General features: G+C 65.4%; 19 protein-coding genes. 8 read left to right on the top strand and 11 right to left on the bottom strand.

Going from position 1 to position 19,740, the window contains the following annotated elements; genetic code table 11:
• Position 1 precedes the first annotated feature (1 nt).
• The 3 genes from AC56LV_RS15870 to AC56LV_RS15860 all read right to left on the bottom strand — a co-directional run bounded on the left by AC56LV_RS15870 (position 2) and on the right by AC56LV_RS15860 (position 2,836).
• On the bottom strand, positions 2-1,201 hold the full coding sequence (locus AC56LV_RS15870; RefSeq protein ID WP_499558989.1) for an efflux RND transporter periplasmic adaptor subunit: 1,200 nt from the start codon (positions 1,199-1,201) through the stop codon (positions 2-4).
• Positions 1,202-1,625: 424 nt separating this feature from the next.
• Complete coding sequence (locus AC56LV_RS15865) at positions 1,626-2,471, bottom strand: alpha/beta hydrolase (protein ID WP_499558987.1); 846 nt, start codon at positions 2,469-2,471, stop codon at positions 1,626-1,628.
• Positions 2,468-2,836 carry a hypothetical protein gene (locus tag AC56LV_RS15860; protein ID WP_499558985.1) on the bottom strand — a complete coding sequence of 123 codons (369 nt, stop codon included), beginning with the start codon at positions 2,834-2,836 and terminating at the stop codon, positions 2,468-2,470. Before AC56LV_RS15860 ends, AC56LV_RS15865 begins: the two co-directional genes overlap by 4 nt.
• On the opposite strand from AC56LV_RS15860, the gene AC56LV_RS15855 reads away from it, so the two are divergent.
• The 4 genes from AC56LV_RS15855 (at position 2,829) to AC56LV_RS15840 (ending at position 5,799) form a co-directional block, all read left to right on the top strand.
• A complete protein-coding gene (locus AC56LV_RS15855) occupies positions 2,829-3,782 on the top strand; it encodes a LysR family transcriptional regulator (protein WP_499558983.1) in 954 nt (317 codons plus the stop codon). The genes AC56LV_RS15860 and AC56LV_RS15855 overlap by 8 nt on opposite strands.
• A 62-nt stretch (positions 3,783-3,844) precedes the next feature.
• Entirely contained in the window at positions 3,845-4,291 is a 447-nt protein-coding gene (locus AC56LV_RS15850) for an Mpo1 family 2-hydroxy fatty acid dioxygenase (RefSeq protein WP_499558981.1), read from the top strand.
• A gap of 81 nt (positions 4,292-4,372) precedes the next feature.
• Positions 4,373-5,311, top strand: a complete 939-nt coding sequence (locus AC56LV_RS15845) for a DMT family transporter (protein WP_499558979.1) — start codon at positions 4,373-4,375, stop codon at positions 5,309-5,311.
• Positions 5,308-5,799 carry a GNAT family N-acetyltransferase gene (locus tag AC56LV_RS15840; RefSeq protein ID WP_499558977.1) on the top strand — a complete coding sequence of 164 codons (492 nt, stop codon included), beginning with the start codon at positions 5,308-5,310 and terminating at the stop codon, positions 5,797-5,799. Before AC56LV_RS15845 ends, AC56LV_RS15840 begins: the two co-directional genes overlap by 4 nt.
• 248 nt (positions 5,800-6,047) lie before the next feature.
• Here the strand turns inward: AC56LV_RS15840 and hutI are convergent, their stop codons facing one another.
• The 8 genes from hutI to ada form a co-directional block, all read right to left on the bottom strand.
• The gene (gene hutI, locus AC56LV_RS15835; protein ID WP_499558975.1) at positions 6,048-7,250 is read right to left on the bottom strand and encodes an imidazolonepropionase; all 1,203 of its coding nucleotides are present in this window, start codon (positions 7,248-7,250) and stop codon (positions 6,048-6,050) included.
• A complete protein-coding gene (locus AC56LV_RS15830; protein ID WP_499558973.1) occupies positions 7,243-7,854 on the bottom strand; it encodes a HutD/Ves family protein in 612 nt (203 codons plus the stop codon). The genes hutI and AC56LV_RS15830 overlap by 8 nt, the downstream gene beginning before the upstream one ends.
• A gap of 12 nt (positions 7,855-7,866) precedes the next feature.
• Entirely contained in the window at positions 7,867-9,225 is a 1,359-nt protein-coding gene (locus AC56LV_RS15825) for a formimidoylglutamate deiminase (protein ID WP_499558971.1), read from the bottom strand.
• Positions 9,222-10,010 carry an N-formylglutamate deformylase gene (gene hutG / locus AC56LV_RS15820; RefSeq protein ID WP_499558969.1) on the bottom strand — a complete coding sequence of 263 codons (789 nt, stop codon included), beginning with the start codon at positions 10,008-10,010 and terminating at the stop codon, positions 9,222-9,224. The genes AC56LV_RS15825 and hutG overlap by 4 nt, the downstream gene beginning before the upstream one ends.
• An 18-nt stretch (positions 10,011-10,028) precedes the next feature.
• Positions 10,029-11,573, bottom strand: a complete 1,545-nt coding sequence (gene hutH / locus AC56LV_RS15815; RefSeq protein WP_499558967.1) for a histidine ammonia-lyase — start codon at positions 11,571-11,573, stop codon at positions 10,029-10,031.
• Between the two features lie 4 nt (positions 11,574-11,577).
• On the bottom strand, positions 11,578-13,299 hold the full coding sequence (gene hutU, locus AC56LV_RS15810; RefSeq protein ID WP_499558965.1) for a urocanate hydratase: 1,722 nt from the start codon (positions 13,297-13,299) through the stop codon (positions 11,578-11,580).
• Positions 13,300-13,502: 203 nt separating this feature from the next.
• Positions 13,503-15,170, bottom strand: coding sequence for an amidohydrolase (locus tag AC56LV_RS15805; protein ID WP_499558963.1), 1,668 nt, complete (start codon positions 15,168-15,170; stop codon positions 13,503-13,505).
• Positions 15,171-15,267: 97 nt separating this feature from the next.
• A complete protein-coding gene (gene ada / locus AC56LV_RS15800) occupies positions 15,268-16,380 on the bottom strand; it encodes a bifunctional DNA-binding transcriptional regulator/O6-methylguanine-DNA methyltransferase Ada (protein WP_499558961.1) in 1,113 nt (370 codons plus the stop codon).
• A 157-nt stretch (positions 16,381-16,537) separates the two neighbouring features.
• Between ada and hutC the strand changes: the two genes are divergently transcribed.
• From hutC to rho, 4 genes are all read left to right on the top strand, one after another.
• Positions 16,538-17,251: a histidine utilization transcriptional repressor HutC gene (gene hutC / locus AC56LV_RS15795; RefSeq protein WP_499559682.1), complete on the top strand. Its 714-nt coding sequence runs from the start codon at positions 16,538-16,540 to the stop codon at positions 17,249-17,251.
• A gap of 86 nt (positions 17,252-17,337) precedes the next feature.
• Positions 17,338-17,742 carry a response regulator gene (locus tag AC56LV_RS15790; protein ID WP_499558959.1) on the top strand — a complete coding sequence of 135 codons (405 nt, stop codon included), beginning with the start codon at positions 17,338-17,340 and terminating at the stop codon, positions 17,740-17,742.
• A gap of 233 nt (positions 17,743-17,975) precedes the next feature.
• Entirely contained in the window at positions 17,976-18,302 is a 327-nt protein-coding gene (gene trxA / locus AC56LV_RS15785; protein WP_499558957.1) for a thioredoxin TrxA, read from the top strand.
• Between the two features lie 148 nt (positions 18,303-18,450).
• Positions 18,451-19,713 carry a transcription termination factor Rho gene (gene rho / locus AC56LV_RS15780; RefSeq protein ID WP_183556196.1) on the top strand — a complete coding sequence of 421 codons (1,263 nt, stop codon included), beginning with the start codon at positions 18,451-18,453 and terminating at the stop codon, positions 19,711-19,713.
• Positions 19,714-19,740: the final 27 nt, after the last annotated feature.

Genomic DNA, 19,740 nt, shown 5'->3' with positions numbered 1-19,740 from the left:
CTTATGCTCCCGTTGCAGCCGCTGGGGTGGCCGCTGCCGGTGCCGGTGCTGCGTTGGCCACCATCGGCACGACCTGCGCGGCGATCGGGGCGCCCGGGCGCACGCGCTGCAGCCCATTCACGACGATCTTCTCGCCTGGTTTCAGGCCTTCACGGACGATGCGCAAGCCATCGTCCAGGGGCCCGAGTTTGACGCTGCGGTATTCGGCCTTGCCGTCCTTGTCGACGACGTAGACGAACTTGCGGTCCTGGTCGGTGTTGATGGCGCGGTCGACGATCAGGATCTGCGGGGTCGGCGCGCCACCGGCGATCTGCACGCGGGCAAAGAGGCCCGGCGCCAGCGCGCGGTCGGTGTTGGCCAGCGTGGCGCGCATGCGCACGCTGCCGCTGCGGCTGTCGAGCTGGTTGTCGACGAATTCGAGCTTGCCGCTGTGCGGGAAGCCTTCTTCGCCGGCCAGGCCCACCTTCACGTCCACCGGCTGGCCGGCGTTGGTGCGGCGCGACACGCGCAGGTAGGTGGATTCATCGCCATCGAAGCTGGCGTAGATGCGTTCCAGCGAGACGACCGAGGTCAGGACCGCGGTGGCGTCCACCAGGTTGCCCAGGGTGATTTCGGCTTTCGAGACGCGGCCGTCGATCGGCGACGTGACGCGGGTGTAGGCCAGGTTCAGGCGCGCCGTTTCGTGCTCGGCCTGGGCGGCGCGCACGCTCGCATCGAGTTCTTTCTGGCCGGCCGAACGTTCGTCGAACTCGCGCTGGGCGATGGCCTTGTCGGCCAGCAGAAGTTCGGCGCGCTGCAGTTCAAGGCGGGCCAGTCCGGCGCGTGCCTGCGCGGCAGCGGCGACGGCCTTTGTGCGGTCCGCTTCGGCCTGGTACGGCCGTGGATCGATCACGAACAGGACCTCGCCCTTTTTCACTTCGGCGCCCGGCTTGAAGTTCACGGCGGTGATATAGCCCGACACGCGGGGGCGGATTGCAACGACTTCGATCGCTTCCAGGCGACCGGAGAATTCCTGCGTTTCGGTCACGGGGCGCTGGATGACGACCGCGCTCGTGACTGGCGGCGCACTTGGCGTTGCCGCTGCCGGTGCGTCGTCGCTGGTGGCGTCCGCGCAACCGGTGATACCGGCGCCCGCGAGACCTGCGATTGCCAGCGCGGCGATGATGACGCGCAGTTTGCCCATCCCTGATTGGTTATTCATGATTAACCCTCTTATTAAGAACGATGAAATACGACGATGAAAAAAAAGACAATAGAACCCCGTCCCGCGTCGCTGGCATGTCGGCCAGACGAAACGCAGGCAAAACGAATCCCCTTCCGCGCCGGGGCGTGGAAAAAATTTCTGTTATCTGATGTAGGGCCGGTGGCTTAGTCCGGCGGGTGGTTGTGCGTTATCTGCAGAGCAGGTACTGCACTTGGGCGCTTTGATTCATTTGCACTCTCTTATTACTACCAACTATTAATTACAATTCTGATTGAACCGTCGTAGGGTGGACGGCTACGCCGTCCACGCGTTCAAATTCACTTGGTTTTGTGGCACGCCATCGTCCGTTGGACGCGTGGACGGGAAACCCGTCCACCCTACGTCATTGTTGCGATGACGTAATCGGAACAACCCGACCGGGTCACGCCCCCTGCCGCCCCTCCAGCCGTGCCAGAAAGTTGGCAATCTCGCCCATCGCCTGCCATTTGCAGGCGCACTCATTGCGGCCGTTCGGGTCTTGCAGATCGGCGGGCGCCATGCGCCGCACCGTGGTGCAGATGCCCGCATTGATCAGTTTTGCGCCATATAGCTCGGCTTCGTCGCGCAGCGGGTCGTCTTCGGCCGACAGGATCAGCGCCGGCGCCAGGTTCTTCAGCCGGCTCGAATGCAGCGGCGCCGCGTACGGATGCGAGCGGTCGGCGGCGTGGGGCAGATAGCCGCGATAGGCTTCGGCGCAGATCGTGGCGGCCTTTTCGCGGTCGGAGCATTGCGTGAGCTGGCGCATCGAGCCGGTGCTCAGGGCCGGATCGAGCATCGGCATGACCAGGATCTGGCCAGCGAGTGCCGGACCACCACGATCACGCGACATCAGCGCGCACACGGCCGCCAGGTTGGCGCCGGCTTCGATCCCGGCCGTCACCAGGAGCTTGCCGTTCCAGCCAAGCTTGGCCTTGTTCTTCTTGGCCCATTGCAGCACTGCATGGGCATCCTCAACGGCCGCCGGGAACGGGCTGACCGTGGCCAGCGTATAGCTCGGCGCCAGCACCAGCGGCAGGTGATCGCATTCGGCCAGCGAGCGCAGGAAGTCGTCCGCCTCATCGAGGTCGCCGCTGTCGAAGCCGCCGCCGTGGTAGAACACGACCAGCATGTCGCGCTTGGCGGCCGGGCCGGCAGCGTACAGGCGGGCAGGCAGCCCACCGGTGGCGCCCGCGACCTCGAGGTCACGTACTTTCAGCGCGCGCTCCGGCATGTCGCCCACGGCGTTCATCGGGGCACCTGCCGGAGCTCGAGTTCGACGATACGCTCGTCAACGGCAGCGCAATCGCCCACGCAGCTCATCTGCATCTGCATCGACAGCGCCCGCACACCGCGTGCTTCGGCGCCGGCGGCGCGGGAGTAAGCATCCGTGCAAAGCAATCCCGCCAGCGCGACGCCGCTAAGCGTGACTGCAACCGTGGTAAAAATGCCATCTCGAATACTCATGTCCTGCTCCGTCTTCTCAAGTAAATACTTTGTTGCGATGCACACATAATAGTCTTGATCCCGAATCGGATAAAGATGACAATACCGAATTGATTGTTCAGATTCCTGAACAATGGCGCGATTTTTTTGAGTCACCATCCAGATGAACAAGCTGCAAGCCATGGAAGTGTTTGTACAAGTCGTCGATGCCGGCAGTTTCACGCGCGCCGCCGATACGCTCCAGATGCCCAAGGCAACCGTATCGACGTTGATCCAGGCGCTCGAAACATCGCTTGCCTCACGCCTGCTGCATCGCACGACCCGCCATGTGTCCGTGACATCCGACGGCGCCGCCTATTACGAGCGCTGCGTGCGGATCCTGTCGGACGTGCGCGACACCGAAGAATCGCTCACGCGCCACCGCTTCAGTCCCAGTGGCCGGCTGCGGGTGGATGCGCCCACGGGCCTGACCTGCGAAATCCTGATTCCGGCCCTGCCCGATTTCTTCGAGCGTTATCCCGATATCACGCTGGAGATGGGCAGCACCGATCGCCCGGTCGACCTGGTCGAGGAAGGCGTCGACTGCGCCGTGCGCGGTGGCGACCTGATCGACAGCAACCTGATTGCGCGCCGTGTTGGCGTGATCAATTTCGTCACGTGCGCGGCGCCCTCCTATATCGAGCGCTTCGGCATGCCGCTGCATCCGAACGATCTGGAGCGCCATCGCTGCGTGAATTATTTTTCGTCCAAGTCGGGCAAGGTCAGCGGCTGGGATTTCACCCGTGACGGCGAGCGCATCGAGGTCATGCTGCCCGGCGCTATCGCGCTCAACGACTCGAATGCCTATATCAAGGCGGGCCTGGCAGGCCTGGGCGTGATCAATATGACCGACTATCTTTTGTCCGAGCAGCTCGCGACCGGCAAGATGGTGCGGCTGCTGCCGGATTGGCGCTGCGATCCGATTCCCGTCCACGTGGTGTATCCGCACAACCGCCATTTGTCGGCCAAGGTGCGGGTATTCGTCGAATGGATCGCCGAGCTGTTCGCGAACCATGCCCATCTGCGCGTGCAACCGGCCGACACCATGGCGCCCACGCCGGCGTTGCCGCCACGATAGGCTGCCGAACGGGGAACAGCAGCGGTAGAATCGTCCTTACAACAATACAGGGAGACGCCGCCATGCACACCGCATCCACGCCCCGTGCCATCGATGTCTTGCTGGCGCGCTATGGCGAAAGCCACCGCAATCCGGTCAATGAGCTGATCCACATCGTGTGCATACCGGCGATCGTGTTCAGCCTGCTGGGCATCCTGTGGGCCATCCATCCCGTCGTCCCGCTGCTGGTCGTGGCGGTAGCGCTCGTGTATTACAGCAAGCTGTCACGCGCGTTTGCACTGGGGATGGCTGTGATGGCCGGCGCCATGCTGGTACTGCTGGCCATGTTGCCGGACGGGACCGTGTTGCCGACGGCGATCGGCGTGTTCGTGGCGGCCTGGATCGGCCAGTTCGTCGGTCACCATATCGAGGGCAAGAAGCCATCGTTCTTCGACGATCTGCGCTTCTTGCTGATCGGGCCGCTGTTCGTGCTGAGTATTCTGTACCGGCGTATCCGGCTCGCATGGTGATGTTGCATTTCTACTACATCGGGGATGCCGGTCGATGAGGTGATGCCGACAGGAACCTGGCGGGCCATCTATACTCCCGCGATGTCTTCCCCCATCCTGTTTACCATCGCGTCCCTGATCTGGGGCTCGACCTTCTGGGCCATCACCCTGCAACTGGGACACACCGCGCCGGCGGTGTCGGTGGCCTACCGCTTCTTCCTCGCCGCCGCGGCCCTGTTCGCCGTATGCATCGCACGCCGCGAACGCCTGAGCCTGCCATGGCGCACGCACCGCTGGATGGCGCTGCAGGGCGGCCTGACCTTCGGCATCTCGTATATCTGCACCTACCACGCGGAGCAGCACGTCGTCTCCGGCCTGGTGGCCGTGATGTTTGCGCTGATGGTGTTCTGGACGCCCATCTGGAGCCGCCTGTTTTTCGGCACCGCGATCAACCGCCGTACCTGGACCTGCGGCGCGGTCGCCACGGTGGGCGTCGCGCTGCTGTTCTGGCACGCCATTGGCGATGCCTGGCAGGCGATCCAGGCCGGCGGCAACGGCCACTTCATTGCCGGCGTCGTCCTGGCGCTGGCCGCGACCATGGCCAGTGCGGGCGGCAGCGTTGTCGTCACCAAGGTCAAGCAGCAGTGCGCGAACCTGCCGCTGACGATGGCGTGGTCGATGCTGTGGGGCGCGTCGATGGTGACGCTGTGGTCGCTCGCGAACGGCGACACCTTCACGCTGCCCGACAGTGGCACCTACTGGGCCGGCCTGTTCTACCTCTCGATCTTCGGCTCCGTCGTCGCCTTCTTTGCCTACTTCACGCTGATTGCCCGCATCGGCGCCAACAAGGCCGTGTACGTCACCGTCGCCACGCCCGTGCTGTCGGTGCTGCTGTCGGTGCTGCTTGAAGATTACCGCCCCGGCGCGCTCGAGTTTCTCGGCATGATCGTGTGCCTGGCGAGCGTGGCCTGGGCCGTGCGCGCACCCGCGCCGAAAATCGTGCAATCCGCTAACCTGAACAATCCCATCGAATCACCATGACCACTGCGCCATTTTCCATCCGCCCTGCCCGTCCGGACGACGTCACCCACATCCACGCCATGATCGTGGAACTGGCCGTCTTTGAAAAACTCGAACACATGGTGGTGGCCACCGAAGCCCTGCTGCACGAAGGCCTGTTCGGCGCCCACCCGTCGTGCGAAGCCATCGTTGGCGAAGAGATCGGCGAGGTCGTCACCTTCGCGCTGTTCTTCCATAACTTCTCGACTTTCCTCACCAAGAAGGGCCTGTACCTCGAAGACCTGTATGTGAAGCAGGCGCATCGCGGCAAGAACATCGGCACGCGCATGCTGCAACGGCTGGCGCAGCTGGCAGTCGAGCGCGGCTGTGGGCGTTTCGAGTGGTCGGTGCTGGACTGGAACGAGCCTGCAATCAATTTCTACAAGGCGATGGGTGCTGACGTGATGCCCGAGTGGCGCATCTGCCGCGTGACGGGTGAAAGCCTGACGGCGCTGGCCGAACGCAGCTGATTTCGGCCGATTTCGGCTAACACTAAACCCAACCGACAAAGAAAAACCCACGACGCGTTGGCGCCGTGGGCAAACCCATTTTGGCAAATGGGGAGGGGAGAAGTTGAATCACGAGAAGGACTATAGCCAGCGATCCTTAACGATTGATTAAGCCTTACATTTGCTTACGGCGGTCACCGTTTTTTTTACACGTCGTGAAATTCATCTTCTCCGAAACGCAGATGACAGCCTTGCGGGCGATCAAAAGCTCAGCCGATGGTGCGCAAGACGCCGCCATGGATCACGGCTTTGCAGGGATTGAAACCGATCGCGTAGGCGAGATCGGCAGGTCGCGCGATGTTCCATAACGCCAGGTCGGCGCGCTTGCCGACCGTGAGCGTGCCGATCTCGTCCTGCAGACCGAGCGCGCGCGCCGCGTGCGCGGTCACGCCCAGCAGTGCCTCTTGCGGCGTGAGGCGCCACAAGGTGCATGCCATGTTCAGCGCCAGCAGCAATGACGTCAGCGGCGAGGTGCCGGGATTGCAGTCGGTGGCCACGGCCATCGGCACGCCGGCGGCGCGCAAGGCGGCGATCGGCGGCATGGTCGTTTCGCGCAGATAGTAATAGGCGCCCGGCAGCAGCACGGCCACTGTGCCGGCGCGGGCCATCGCGGCGATGCCCTCTTCGCTCAGGTGTTCCAGATGATCGGCCGACAAGCCGCCATGGCGCGCCACGAGTGCGGCGCCGCCCTGGTCGGACAACTGCTCGGCATGCAGCTTGACGGGCAAGCCCAGCGCGCCTGCCTTCTCGAACACGCGCGCGGTCTGGGCATTGGTAAAGCCGATGCGCTCGCAGAACGCATCGACTGCGTCGACCAGGCCCTGCGCCGCCAGCGCGGGCAGCATCACGTCGCACACGTCGCGAATGTAATCGTCAGGACGCCCCGTGAATTCGGGCGGCAGCGCGTGCGCACCGAGGAACGTGGTGACGACGCGCACCGGCAGCAGTTCGCCGATGCGGCGCGCCGCGCGCAGCATGCGTTCTTCGGCGTCGGGCGCGAGACCGTAGCCCGACTTGATCTCGAGCGTCGTCACGCCTTCGGCCAGCAAGGCCTTCACACGCGGCAGGCTGGCCGCGACGAGTGCATCGATGTCGAGCGCGCGCGTGGCGCGCACGGTGGCCATGATGCCGCCGCCCTGGCGCGCAATGTCTTCATAGCTGGCGCCGTTCAGGCGTGCTTCCCATTCGTCGCTGCGGTTGCCGCCGTGGACGATGTGGGTGTGGCAATCGATCAGGCCGGGCGTGAGCCAGGCGCCACCGCAATCGTGTTCGCGCGCGGCTGGCGGCGCATCGCAGCGCGCGCCGATCCAGGCGATGCGGCCATCCTTGATCGCCAGCGCGGCGTCGTGCAGTACGCCGTAGCCGTTGTCCATCGTGGCCAGGTGCACGTTGGACAGCAGCAGGTCAGTCATACATCCCCATGTCGTCATCATCGTCGTCGGAGTAATAATGGACATCGACGATATAGATGGTGGCCTGCCCCGCTTCGAGCGTCCACACGGTGCCCTGGTCGAGCACCACCGCGTCGTAGCGCACGAGGCCAATACGCTCGTTGTCGCTGGCCAGCTGCAGGCTGTCGCCTTCGGCCAAAAACAGCACCGTGATCTCGGCGCGCGCGATGAAGGTCGAGTCGCCGCTCAGGCGCCGCCGCCCGAACTGGTGATAACAGCGCTCGCTGCGCGACATCACATTGAAGTCGGTCGTCGGCCCGCGATTGAGCTTGGCCCGCACTTCCGAGCTGCCGTCGAACGCCACCACCGGTTCGGCGTGCGTGATCAGGGTCGGCTCGCCATCGATCTGCAAGGTCATGCCGTGCCCGTCGACCAGCGCCAGCGTGCGGTCGACGCCCTCGAACTGCGAGAACGCGCCGTCTTCGGCGATGGTGGCGAGGCTGACGCGCCAGTCGAAATCGTCAAAGCCGGCGTCGAGCGGGCCGATCGCGATCTCGGTCGTGTTGCCGCCGCCGTTCTTCCACGGTACCGGGGCCAGGCCTGCAAACGGAATCAAGACAGTCATGTGGTCACCTTTCTAAGAACGCAAATCCCGGAGCGCCTGGCGGTAGCGCGAGGCAATCGCCTCCTGCGCCCGGTGGCGGCCGCTTTGGACCACCCAGCGTCCGCCGCACAGCACGTCGCGCACGAGGTTATCGTTACCGCAAAATACCATGCGACCAAGGACCTCGGCGTGGTCCACGCCGTCGAGGTTCGGATGCTGGGCATCCAGCACCAGCAGGTCGGCGCGCCGCCCTGCTGCCAGTGCACCGACGCGCCGGCCAGTGGCCTGCGCGCCGCCAGTCAACGCAGCTTGCCACAAAAAGTCGCCGACGCTGCGCTGCGCTGGCACGTGCGCGACATTGCGCTGCCGATGCTGCAGGCGCTGGCCGTATTCGAGCCAGCGCAATTCTTCGACGGGACTCTGCGATACATGGCTGTCGCTGCCGATGCCGAAGCGCCCGCCGGCGGCGATGTACGGCGCCAGCGGGAACAGGCCGTCGCCCAGATTCGCCTCAGTGGTCGGGCACAGGCCGGCAACGGCGCCGCTGGCCGCCAGCCCTGTGATTTCCACTGCATCCAGGTGCGTGGCATGCACGAGGCACCAGCGCTCATCAGGCGCGAGCTGCTCCAGCAGATAGGCAACCGGCCGCCGACCCGTGTGCGCGATGCACTGGGCCACCTCGGCCTCTTGTTCGGCGATGTGGATGTGCAGCGGCCGCGCGGCGGGCAAGCCGGCCGCCAGCGCGCGGATCGCATCGATGCCGGCCGCGCGCAGCGAGTGCGGCGCGGCGCCCACTTCGAGCTGGCCACCCCGCAGCGGCGCCAATGCATCGACGATGCCCAGCACATCATCGACGTCGGTGCGAAAGCGCGCCTGGCCCGGCGTGAGCGGCTGCGCGCCAAACCCGGCGTGGCTGTACAGCACCGGCAGCAGCGTCACGCCCATGCCGGCCAGTTGCGCGGCTGCGGCCACGCGCTCGGCGGTTTCGGCCGGCCGCGCATAACTGGCGCCATCGACCGCGCGCTGCAGGTAATGAAATTCGCAGACCGATGTATAGCCATGGCGCAGGCACTCGGCAAACAGCTGCGCGGCGATGGCTTCGATCCCCTCCGGCGTGATGCGCGCGGCGAAGCGGTACATCAGGTCGCGCCAGGTCCAGAAGCTGTCCGGCCCTTCGCTGCCCGTTTCGGTCAGGCCGCCCAGCGCGCGCTGGAACGCGTGCGAGTGCAGGTTGACCATCCCCGGCAGCACGTACTCGGCGCGCGCCACGTTCAGCGGCGGGCGCGCGCCGGGCGCAACCTGCGTCAGGTCGCCCCCGCTGTCCCATTCGAGCAGCACGTCGCGCTGCCAGCCCTGCGGCAGCAGCGCGTGGCGCGCGAACAGCGCTGTCATGGCCGCACCCAGTCGACGGCGGCGCCAATCATGTCGCGCAGCAGCGGCTGCAGCGTCGCGGCGACCGCTGGCCGGTACTCGAACGGCGGCGCTTCGTTCATGTACAGGTACTGGCATTTCTCGAGCTGGATCGCGTGCACGCCCGATGCCGGCTGGCCGTAGTGGCGCGTGATGTGGCCGCCCTTGAAGCGGCCATTGAGCGCGATCGAGAAGCGCTCCTGCGCGCGCGCCACGTCCAGCACCGCGGCTTCGAGGCCCGGAGCGCAGGACTTGCCTTCGGCCGTGCCGAAGTTCAGGTCGGGCAGCTTGCCGTCGAAAAAGCGCGGGACGACCGAGGCAATGGAATGCGCTTCCCACAGCACCACGCGCCCGTGTTCGGCCTTCAGGCGGTCGAGCTCTGCGCGCAACTGCGCGTGGTACGGCTGCCAGTAGAGCGTCAAACGCCGCTGCACCTCGGCCGCGTCGGGCTCCATGCCGTCGCGGTACAGGCGTTCGCGCCCGAAGGTGTCGAGCGGGCACAGGCCGGTGGTGTCCAGGCCCGGATACAGGTTCGTGTCTTCGGGCGGGCGATTCAGGTCGATCAGGTAACGCGACCAGCGCGCCGAGATGGTCGAAATGCCCATCTCTTCGAGAAAGCCGTACAGCTCGGGCAAGTGCCAGTCGGTGTCGGCACGCGCGGCGGCGCACGGCGCCAGACTGGCCGCCACCTCGTCGGGAATATCGGTGCCCGCATGCGGCATCGATACCAGCATGGGAAGCCTGCCTGCCTTGAACCGGAATTCCATTGCAACTCCCTGGTCGATTTACGGATGCAGCGCCGTGAACAGCGTCTTGCACGAGGCCGACAACGCGCCCTGCCACACCATCGTGCGCGCCGCCTCGATGTCGGGCGCAAAGAAGCGGTCGGCATCATATGGCGCCACCTGCTCGCGCAGCTGCGCGTGAACGGATTCCAGCGTCTGCGAACTGCGCAGCGGCCGGTGGAACTCGATGCCCTGGCACGCGGCCAGCAGCTCGATGCCGACAATCACGCAGGTATTGTGCGCCATCTGGTGAAGACGGCGCGCCGCGAAGGTGGCCATGCTGACATGGTCTTCCTGGTTGGCCGAGGTCGGCAGGCTGTCGACGCTGGCCGGATGGGCCAGCGACTTATTTTCGGACGCCAGCGCCGCCGCCGTCACGTGGGCGATCATGAAGCCGGAATTGAGGCCCGGCTCGCGAACGAGGAAGGCCGGCAAGCCGGACAGATTGGCGTCGATCAGCAGCGCGATGCGGCGTTCGGCCAAAGCCCCGATCTCGGCGATGGCCAGCGCCAGCGAATCGGCGGCAAACGCCACCGGCTCGGCGTGGAAATTGCCGCCCGAGAGGATGACGCTGCCCGCCTCGCCGTCCGTGAACAGCAGCGGATTGTCGGTGACGGCATTCGCCTCGATCAGCAGCGTGCGGCCGGCATTGCCGATCAGGTCCATCACGGCGCCCATCACCTGCGGCTGGCAACGCAGGCTGTACGGGTCCTGCACGCGTTCGTCGCCCACCAGGTGCGAGGCGCGGATCGCGCTGCCGGCCACCAGCTCGCGGTAGATGGCCGCCGCCGCGATCTGGCCGGGCTGCCCGCGCACCGCGTGGATGCGGGCGTCGAACGGCGCGTCGCTGCCACGCGCGGCGTCGACCGACAGCGCGCCGGTGACCATCGCCGCTTCGAGCAGGCGCTCGGCCAAAAACAGGCCGTGCAGCGCCAGCGCGTTCGAGACCTGGGTGCCGTTGATCAGCGCCAGGCCCTCTTTCGCGCCCAGTACGACGGGTGCGATGCCGGCCGCCGCCAGCGCATCATTGGCCTCGACCAGCACACCGTTGTGGCGCACCTGGCCCACGCCCAGCATGGCCAGCGTCATGTGCGCCAGCGGCGCCAGGTCGCCCGACGCGCCGACCGAGCCCTGCACGGGAATGGCCGGCATGATGTTGGCGTTGTACAGCGCAATCAGCGTCTCGACGATCAGCGGCCGCACACCCGAGTAGCCGCGCGCCAGGCTGCCGATCTTGGTCAGCACGATCAGGCGGACAATCTGGTCGTCGATCAGCGGCCCCGTGCCCACCGCATGCGACAGGATCAGGTTGCGCTGCAGCGTGGCCAGTTGCTCGACCGGGATATGGGCCTTGGCCAGGATGCCGAAGCCCGTGTTGATGCCGTAGGCCGGATCGCCCTTGGCGACGATGGCGTCGACGGCCGCGCTGGATGCGGCGATGTCGCGCCAGGCCCCGCTGGCCAGGGTCAATGGTGCGTGCGCGCTCCAGGCGGCGCGCAGGTCGCCCAGGGTCAGCTGGCCGGGTTGCAGAGTGAATTCGTTCATGGATTTATTTGATCATCGGAAGATTGAGGCCATTGCGCCGGGCGCAGTCGATGGCGGTGTCGTAGCCGGCGTCGGCGTGGCGCATGACGCCCGAGCCGCAGTCGTTGACCAGCACGCGCGCCAGGCGCTTGGCCGCGGCATCGGTGCCGTCGGCCACGATGACGACACCCGAGTGCTGCGAATAGCCCATGCCCACGCCGCCGCCATGGTGCAGCGAGACCCAGGTCGCGCCGCCGGCCGTGTTGAGCAGCGCATTGAGCAGCGGCCAGTCGGATACGGCATCGGTCCCGTCGCGCATCGCTTCGGTTTCGCGATTCGGGCTGGCGACCGAGCCGGTGTCGAGGTGATCGCGCCCGATGACGATCGGCGCCTTCAGTTCACCCGTGCGCACCATCTCGTTGAACGCGAGGCCCGCGAGATGGCGTTCGCCCAGGCCCAGCCAGCAGATGCGCGCCGGCAGGCCCTGAAACGCGATGCGGTCGCGCGCCATGTCGAGCCAGCGGTGTACGCGCGCGTCGTGCGGGAACAGCTCCTTGATTTTCGCGTCCGTCTTGTAGATGTCTTCGGGGTCGCCCGACAGCGCCACCCAGCGAAATGGCCCGCGCCCTTCGCAGAACTGCGGCCGGATATACGCCGGCACGAAGCCAGGAAAGTCGAACGCATCCCCCACGCCTTCGTCCCTGGCCACCTGGCGGATATTGTTGCCATAGTCGACCGCGTGGCAGCCCATCGCCTTGAAATCGAGGATGGCGCGCACGTGCTGCGCGCACGACGCCGCCGCGTCGCGCGTCAGGCGCGCGTGCTGGCCGGGATCGCGCTGCGCGGCCTGCCATTCGGCCACGCTCCAGCCGCTTGGCAGGTAGCCGTTGATCAGGTCATGGGCCGAGGTCTGGTCGGTCACCAGGTCGGGCTTGATGCCGCCGGCACGGGCGCGGCGCACCAGTTCGGGCAGCACGTCGGCGGCGTTGCCAAGCAGGCCAATGGAGACGGCATCGCGCTGCGCCGTGTGCTGCTGCACCATCGCCAGCGCCTCGTCGATATCGCGCGCCTGCTTGTCGAGGTAGCGCGTGCGCAGCCGGAAATCGATGCTGCTTTGCTGGCACTCGATGGTGAGCGACACGGCGCCGGCGAAGCTCGCGGCCAGCGGCTGCGCGCCGCCCATGCCGCCCAGGCCCGCCGTCAGGATCCAGCGCCCCAGCATGTCGCCGCCAAAATGCTGGCGCCCTGCTTCGGCAAAGGTTTCGTAGGTGCCCTGCACGATGCCCTGCGTGCCGATATAGATCCAGCTGCCGGCCGTCATCTGGCCGTACATGAACAGGCCGCGGCGATCGAGCTCGTTGAAGTGTGCCCAGTCGGCCCACTTGGGCACCAGGTTGGAATTTGCCAGCAGCACGCGCGGGGCGTCCGGGTGGGTCTGGAATACGCCGACGGGTTTGCCGGACTGGATCAGGAGGGTCTGGTCGTCGTCCAGCTCGCGCAGGCTGGCCAGGATCTGGTCGTAGCAGGCCCAGTTGCGGGCTGCGCGGCCGATGCCGCCATAGACGACGAGGCGCTGCGGGTTTTCCGCGACCTCGGCGTCCAGGTTATTTTGAATCATGCGGTAGGCCGCTTCGGTCAGCCAGCTCTTGCAACTGAGCGTCGTGCCGCGCGGGGCCTGGATTACGCGCGAGGGGTCGAAACGGGGATCGTCGCGTGAATCGTCGATAAGACTGGCATCTTGGGACATGGCGGCTCCTTTGGGTCAGGGATGGACTCCGCTTGCTTGCCGGATGGGTGGCTGCCAACCATCACCGCGTGGACGGAGAATCCGTCCACCCTACCGAATGATTGGCCTGGACGGAGAGTCCGGCCACCGAACCAAACGGGTTGGCGTGGACACAGAATGCGTCCACGGTACCTCATTCGAGTTGTCTATACAACCCTATCCAATTACTTTTTGAAGACCTGCTTGCCTGCCACCCAGGTTTCGAGCACGCCGGTCTTGTGGATGTCGTATGTCGGCATCTTGAACAAGTCCTGGTCGATCACGATGAAGTCGGCCAGCTTGCCTGCTTCGAGCGAGCCGAGGCTGTCTTCGCGGTGTCCGGCGTAGGCGGCGTCGAGCGTGAAGCAGCGGAACGCTTCCTTCAGCGACATCGCCTGGTTCGGGTACCACCCGGCCACCGGCTGGCCCTGCGCATCCTGGCGCGTGACGGCGGCGTGCAGGCCGAAGAACGGGTTCGGCGCTTCGACCGGGAAGTCCGAGCCGCAGGCGATGCGCGAACCCTGATGCAGGAAGGTGCGCCACGCATACGCGCCCTTGATGCGCTCGGGGCCGACGCGGGTCTCGGCCATGTTTTTATCGGACGTCGCGTGGGTCGGCTGCATCGACGGGATGATGCCGATCGACTTGAAGCGCGGGATGTCGCCCGGCTGCACGACCTGCGCGTGTTCGATGCGGTGACGCTGCGCTGCGCTCTTGGTTGCGGACACCTCTTTCTGGTAGATGTCGAGGATCTGCTTGTTGCCGGCGTCGCCAATCGCATGGACATTGACCTGGTAACCGCGGCGCATCGCCTTCGTCATCATGGTGTCCATCTGCCCGCTCTTGAAGAACAGCAGGCCGTGCGAATGCGCGTCGTCGCTGTACGGCTTGATCAGCGCCGCGCCGCGGCTGCCCAGCGCGCCGTCCGAATACAGCTTCACGGCGCGCAGTGCGTACATGCCGTTGCCGTAGTCGTTCAGCGGGCCGTTCTTGGCCAGCACATCGAAATCCGCGCCGGCGCCGCCGATCATGCCGTACACGCGCGTCGTCAGCTTGCCCGCATCGGCGTAGGCGCGGTACAGGCGGTCCTGGGTCACGTCCACGCCGGCGTCGTGCACGCTGGTCAGGCCCACGCGCGCCAGTTCGCCCAAGGCGCGATCGAGCATCGTGCGCGATTCGGCTTCGGTCTGCGGCGGCAGTACTTTGGTCAGCAAATCCTGCGCCGTGTCGACCAGGACACCGGTCGCTTCGCCATTCGCGTCACGCACGATCTTGCCGCCGACCGGGTCCGGCGTGGCTTTCGTGATGCCGGCCAGCGCCAGCGCGCGGCTGTTGGCCCAGCCGGCGTGGCCGTCGACGCGTTCGAGCCACACCGGCCGGTCGCTGACGACGGCGTCGAGTTCAGCGGCGGTGGGGAAGCGGCCCAGCTTCCAGTTTTCCTGGTTCCAGCCGCGCCCGCGCAGCCATGGGTGCCCCGGATTGGCGCCCGCGTACTCGCCGATCGACTTCAGTGCGCCGGCCAGCGACGTGCTGTTGAACAGGTCGAGCTGCGTCAGTTGCTGGCCCAGGCCGAACACGTGGCCGTGGGCGTCGATCAGGCCGGGCAGCAGCGTGCGGCCTCCCATGTCGATGCGCTTGGCCTGCGGCGCCTTGGCCGCGACATCCGCGCTGGCGCCCACGGCGATGATGCGGCCGGCATCGTCAAAGGCGAGCGAGGTGAACTGCACCAGGTCGCCCTTGGTGTTGAGGGTATAGCCGTTGGCGTTGTCGATCAGGGTCGCGGCGTGGGCTGGCAGGCTGCCGGCAACGGCCAGGACGATCAGGGAACACAGGGGGGTCAAGCGGGCGCGCATGCGTGGTTTTCTCCGTCGGTTGGGGTCCCGCGCCTCGTGGGCGCAGCTCGGGAGAGTGTATCGAAATTTGCATGCCCGGCATAGCACCGGCGCCCGTTCAATCCGGGTTGGATACTGCCTGCTCCTGCTCGCGTTCAAGTAGCGTGCGCTTGCGCTCGATGCCCCAGCGATAACCCGACAGCGCCCCGCCGGTGCGCACCACGCGGTGGCAGGGAATCGCCACCGCCACCGGATTGGCGGCGCAGGCCCCGGCCACGGCGCGCGCGCCGCCGGCCACACCGACGATGGCGGCCAGTTCGGCGTAGCTGACGGTGCGGCCGGCGGGGATGCTGCGCAGCGCCTGCCACACGCGCTGCTGGAATGCGGTGCCGCGCACGTCCAGTGGCAACTCAAGACCGATGCGCGGCGCTTCGACCAGCGCGACCACCTGCGCCACGGTCTGCCCGAACGCCGCGTCGGCGCCTTCAAGTACGGCCTGCGGAAAGCGCGCCTGCAGATCGTCCAGCAGCGGCGCCGGCGCATCGCCGATCAGGATCGCGCAGATCCCGCGCCCGGTCGCCGCCACCAGGATCGCGCCCAATGAACACTGCCCGATGGCGAAGCGGATCGTCTCGCCGCGCCCGCCGGCCCGGTAGTGTGCCGGTGCCATGCCCAGCACCGCCTGCGCACCCGCATAAAAGCGCGTGCTCGACCCGTAGCCGGCGTCGAACAGCGCATCGAGCACCGGCGCGCCCTGCGCCAGCCCGCGCCGTACGCGCTCGCCCCGCCGCGCGGCCGCATAGGCTTTCGGCGTGATCCCGGTCTGCGCCTTGAACACGCGGTGGAAGTGAAAGCGGCTCATGCCGGCGGCCTGCGCCAGGCTGTCGAGGTCCGGCGCTTCGTCGGCGGCATCGATCAGCTGGCACACCCGCGCGACGGCTTCGCGCTGGCGCTGGGCGAGCGGCGGCAAGTGCGGCGCGCAGCGCAGGCACGGCCGAAAGCCGGCCGCTTCGGCGGCATTTGGGTCCGCATGAAAGGCCACGTTGGCGCGCCGCGCCGCGCGCGATGGACACGACGGCCGGCAATACACGCCGGTGGTACGCACCGAGTACACGAAGCGGCCGTCGAAGGCCGGGTCGCGCTGCTCCACGGCGGCCCAGCGCAGATCGGCGCTGTCGGCGCTGTCGGCGTCGGCATTGGCATCGGCATCGGCATCGGTGGGAAGGGGCATGTTGATCTCCATGGGTCAGGCGGCAAGCCTATCGTAGCCTCATGCCTGGTGCCATGCACGCCGGGTCTTGCTTTCGAATCGAATGCTAGAATCCCGGCTGGTCAGACAGGCCGTCACTCCGGAGAACCGCTTGGACCCAAGGACCACACACGATCCCCTGCAAGACAGCCCACCGGACAAAGCACCCATTTTCCGGCAAATCAAAGATTACCTGGTAGGCGAAATCGCGGCCGGGCGCTGGAAGGAAGGCGACCTGGTGCCATCCGAACAGGCGCTGGTGCGCCTGTTCGGCGTCTCGCGCATGACGGTCAACCGCGCCGTGCGCGAGCTCACTGCCGAACACGTCCTGGTGCGGCGCCAGGGCTCGGGCACGTATGTCGCGCCGCAGAAGTACCAGGCCACGCTGGTCGAGATCCGCAATATCGCCGACGAGATCCGCGAACGCGGCAGGCAGCACACCAGCCGCGTGCTGGTGCTGGCGGCCGGCGTGGCGGACGATGGACTGGCGGCCGAATTCGCGCTCGAGGCGGGCAGCACGCTGTACCACTCGCTGATCGTCCACTTTGAGAACGACGTACCGATCCAGCTCGAGGACCGCTGGGTGAATCCGGCCTGCGCCCCGGCCTACCTGGATCAGGATTTTTCCAGCATCACGCCCAATGAACACCTGATGGTGAGCGCGCCGCTGCAGGGCGCGACCTATACCATCGAGGCCCTGCCGGCACCGGGCGACACGGCCAGGCATCTTGGCATCATGCCCGGCGCGCCCTGCCTGGTGCTGCATCGGCGCACGACGTCGGCCGGCCGGATCGCTTCGGTGGCCACGATGTGGCATCCGGGCCACCTGACCCGCTTCACGGGTAGCGTATAGCAATTAATTATGCGAACAGACAATAAACCATGCCACACTCTGGCTATCTGGCGCACCAGCCATCACCTTCCCCGTCGGGTATGACCATGCCATCGCCAGCCGCCAACGCGCCAGCCAAGAAAGCGCCCTTGCACGTGCTGGTGCTTGACGACGATCCGCTGCTGCTGGACGTGATGCGGGAAATGCTCGCCGCATGCGGGCTGAGCAACATCGTGCTCGAAACGCAGGCGTGCAGTGCGCTGCAGCGCCTTGATCAATCCGTGCCAGACGTCGTGATCTGCGACCTGATGCTCCCGGAAATGGACGGCATCGAGTTCCTCCAGGCTGCAGCGGCGCAAGGGTATCAGGGCAAGGTGATCCTGATGTCGGCGCTCGAGGACGGCGTACGCGAAGCGGCTGGCGAACTGGCACGTGCACTGGGGCTGCAAGTCGTCGGTTCATTTCGCAAGCCGCTCGAACAAAACCAGTTGCGCGCAGCGTTGGCCTGTTGAAATTTTGTACAAGCGGCTAAACACTTTTCAAAAAAATGCGGTATTATTCGGCTCATTCCCCGCCTGACACCCTCTAGCCGTTCTTCCAATATTGAATTTCGCACACAGTGCCTCCACCATTGTGTAGTAACAATATTAAGCAACACAGGAAGATGCCCGGTAGCCGGTCGAGACGTTCCGCATGTCCTGTCTCAAGGCGTTAATCACAGTTACTACCTCTTATCGAGGAAACCATGAGCGAAAACATCAAACACATCAACGATGCATCCTTTGAATCCGACGTGCTCAAATCCGAGCTGCCGGTGCTGGTCGATTTCTGGGCCGAGTGGTGCGGTCCTTGCAAGATGATTGCCCCAATCCTCGAAGAAGTCGCCAAGGAATACGGCGGCAAGATCACGATCGCCAAGATGGACGTCGACGCCAACCAGGCTGTTCCAGCCCAGTTCGGCATCCGCGGCATCCCGACCCTGATCCTGTTCAAGAATGGCGAAGTCGCTGCGCAGAAAGTCGGCGCACTGGCAAAAGGCCAATTGACCGCGTTCATCGACAGCAACATCTGATTCAGCTGATACAATAAGCGGCGACGACGCGCCCGCGTCATCGCCTCCCGGCCGGGAGGGCCCACGGCCCATCGCCACCTTCCCGCCTTGATTAACCCACGCAGTTCCCTCCCCTACCTTTTTTACCCGTCACGGGTTACCCAAACACATGCATTTATCTGAACTGAAGGCGATGCACGTTTCCGCGCTGCTGGAAATGGCAATCGGCCTCGATATCGACAACGCAGCCCGCCTGCGCAAACAGGAATTGATGTTTGCAATCCTGAAAAAGCGCGCAAAAGGCGGTGAGCAGATCTTCGGCGACGGCGCTCTGGAAGTGCTGCCGGACGGTTTCGGTTTCCTGCGCTCGCCTGATGCGAGCTATATGGCCTCGACCGACGACATTTATATCTCCCCGTCGCAGATCCGTCGTTTCAACTTGCATACGGGTGACTCGATCGAAGGCGAAGTGCGCACGCCAAAAGACGGCGAACGCTATTTCGCGCTGGTCAAGGTCGACAAGGTCAATGGCGAATCGCCGGAAGCCTCGAAGCACCGCATCCTGTTCGAGAACCTGACGCCGCTGCACCCGAACGAGCCGCTGCGTCTCGAGCGCGACATGAACGGCGCCGAAAACATCACCGGCCGCATCGTCGACCTGATTTCGCCGATCGGCAAGGGCCAGCGCGGCCTGCTGGTGGCATCGCCAAAGTCCGGCAAATCGGTCATGCTGCAGCACATCGCGCATGCCATCACGGCCAATCACCCCGACGTGACGCTGATCGTTCTGCTGATCGACGAACGTCCGGAAGAAGTCACCGAGATGCAGCGTTCGGTGCGCGGCGAAGTCGTCGCCTCGACCTTCGACGAACCAGCAACCCGCCACGTGCAGGTTGCCGAGATGGTGCTGGAAAAAGCCAAGCGCCTGGTCGAAATGAAGAAGGACGTCGTGATCCTGCTGGACTCGATCACCCGTCTGGCGCGCGCCTACAACACCGTGATCCCTGCCTCGGGCAAGGTCCTGACCGGTGGTGTCGACGCCAATGCGCTGCAGCGTCCGAAGCGTTTCTTTGGTGCGGCCCGCAATATCGAAGAAGGCGGCTCGCTGACCATCATCGCGACTGCGCTGATCGAAACCGGTTCGCGCATGGATGACGTGATCTTTGAAGAATTCAAGGGTACCGGCAATATGGAAGTGCACCTCGAGCGCCGCCTGGCCGAAAAGCGCGTCTACCCGTCGATCAACCTGAACAAATCGGGCACCCGTCGCGAAGAACTGCTGATCAAGCCGGACCAGCTCCAGAAAATCTGGATCCTGCGCAAGCTGTTGTACTCGATGGACGAGATCGAAGCGATGGAATTCATCCTCGACAAGATGCGCGCAACGAAGAACAACGTGGAGTTCTTCGACATGATGCGCCGCGGCGGCTAAGCCACTGCAACGCATGACGCGCAAAGG

The sequence above is a fragment of the Telluria sp. RB2R28 genome, from assembly GCF_059685835.1.
Note: the sequence above shows the minus strand (reverse complement) of the source record. Positions and strands in the feature narration are given on the sequence as shown.

Coding starts and splice junctions, on each gene's coding strand:
- AC56LV_RS15870 (WP_499558989.1), bottom strand. CDS start 1,201: ATGAATAACCAATCAGGGATGGGCAAACTGCGCGTCATCATCGCCGCG.
- AC56LV_RS15865 (WP_499558987.1), bottom strand. CDS start 2,471: ATGAACGCCGTGGGCGACATGCCGGAGCGCGCGCTGAAAGTACGTGAC.
- AC56LV_RS15855 (WP_499558983.1), top strand. CDS start 2,829: ATGAACAAGCTGCAAGCCATGGAAGTGTTTGTACAAGTCGTCGATGCC.
- AC56LV_RS15850 (WP_499558981.1), top strand. CDS start 3,845: ATGCACACCGCATCCACGCCCCGTGCCATCGATGTCTTGCTGGCGCGC.
- AC56LV_RS15845 (WP_499558979.1), top strand. CDS start 4,373: ATGTCTTCCCCCATCCTGTTTACCATCGCGTCCCTGATCTGGGGCTCG.
- AC56LV_RS15840 (WP_499558977.1), top strand. CDS start 5,308: ATGACCACTGCGCCATTTTCCATCCGCCCTGCCCGTCCGGACGACGTC.
- hutI (WP_499558975.1), bottom strand. CDS start 7,250: ATGACTGACCTGCTGCTGTCCAACGTGCACCTGGCCACGATGGACAAC.
- AC56LV_RS15830 (WP_499558973.1), bottom strand. CDS start 7,854: ATGACTGTCTTGATTCCGTTTGCAGGCCTGGCCCCGGTACCGTGGAAG.
- AC56LV_RS15825 (WP_499558971.1), bottom strand. CDS start 9,225: ATGACAGCGCTGTTCGCGCGCCACGCGCTGCTGCCGCAGGGCTGGCAG.
- hutG (WP_499558969.1), bottom strand. CDS start 10,010: ATGGAATTCCGGTTCAAGGCAGGCAGGCTTCCCATGCTGGTATCGATG.
- hutH (WP_499558967.1), bottom strand. CDS start 11,573: ATGAACGAATTCACTCTGCAACCCGGCCAGCTGACCCTGGGCGACCTG.
- hutU (WP_499558965.1), bottom strand. CDS start 13,299: ATGTCCCAAGATGCCAGTCTTATCGACGATTCACGCGACGATCCCCGT.
- AC56LV_RS15805 (WP_499558963.1), bottom strand. CDS start 15,170: ATGCGCGCCCGCTTGACCCCCCTGTGTTCCCTGATCGTCCTGGCCGTT.
- ada (WP_499558961.1), bottom strand. CDS start 16,380: ATGCCCCTTCCCACCGATGCCGATGCCGATGCCAATGCCGACGCCGAC.
- AC56LV_RS15790 (WP_499558959.1), top strand. CDS start 17,338: ATGCCATCGCCAGCCGCCAACGCGCCAGCCAAGAAAGCGCCCTTGCAC.
- trxA (WP_499558957.1), top strand. CDS start 17,976: ATGAGCGAAAACATCAAACACATCAACGATGCATCCTTTGAATCCGAC.
- rho (WP_183556196.1), top strand. CDS start 18,451: ATGCATTTATCTGAACTGAAGGCGATGCACGTTTCCGCGCTGCTGGAA.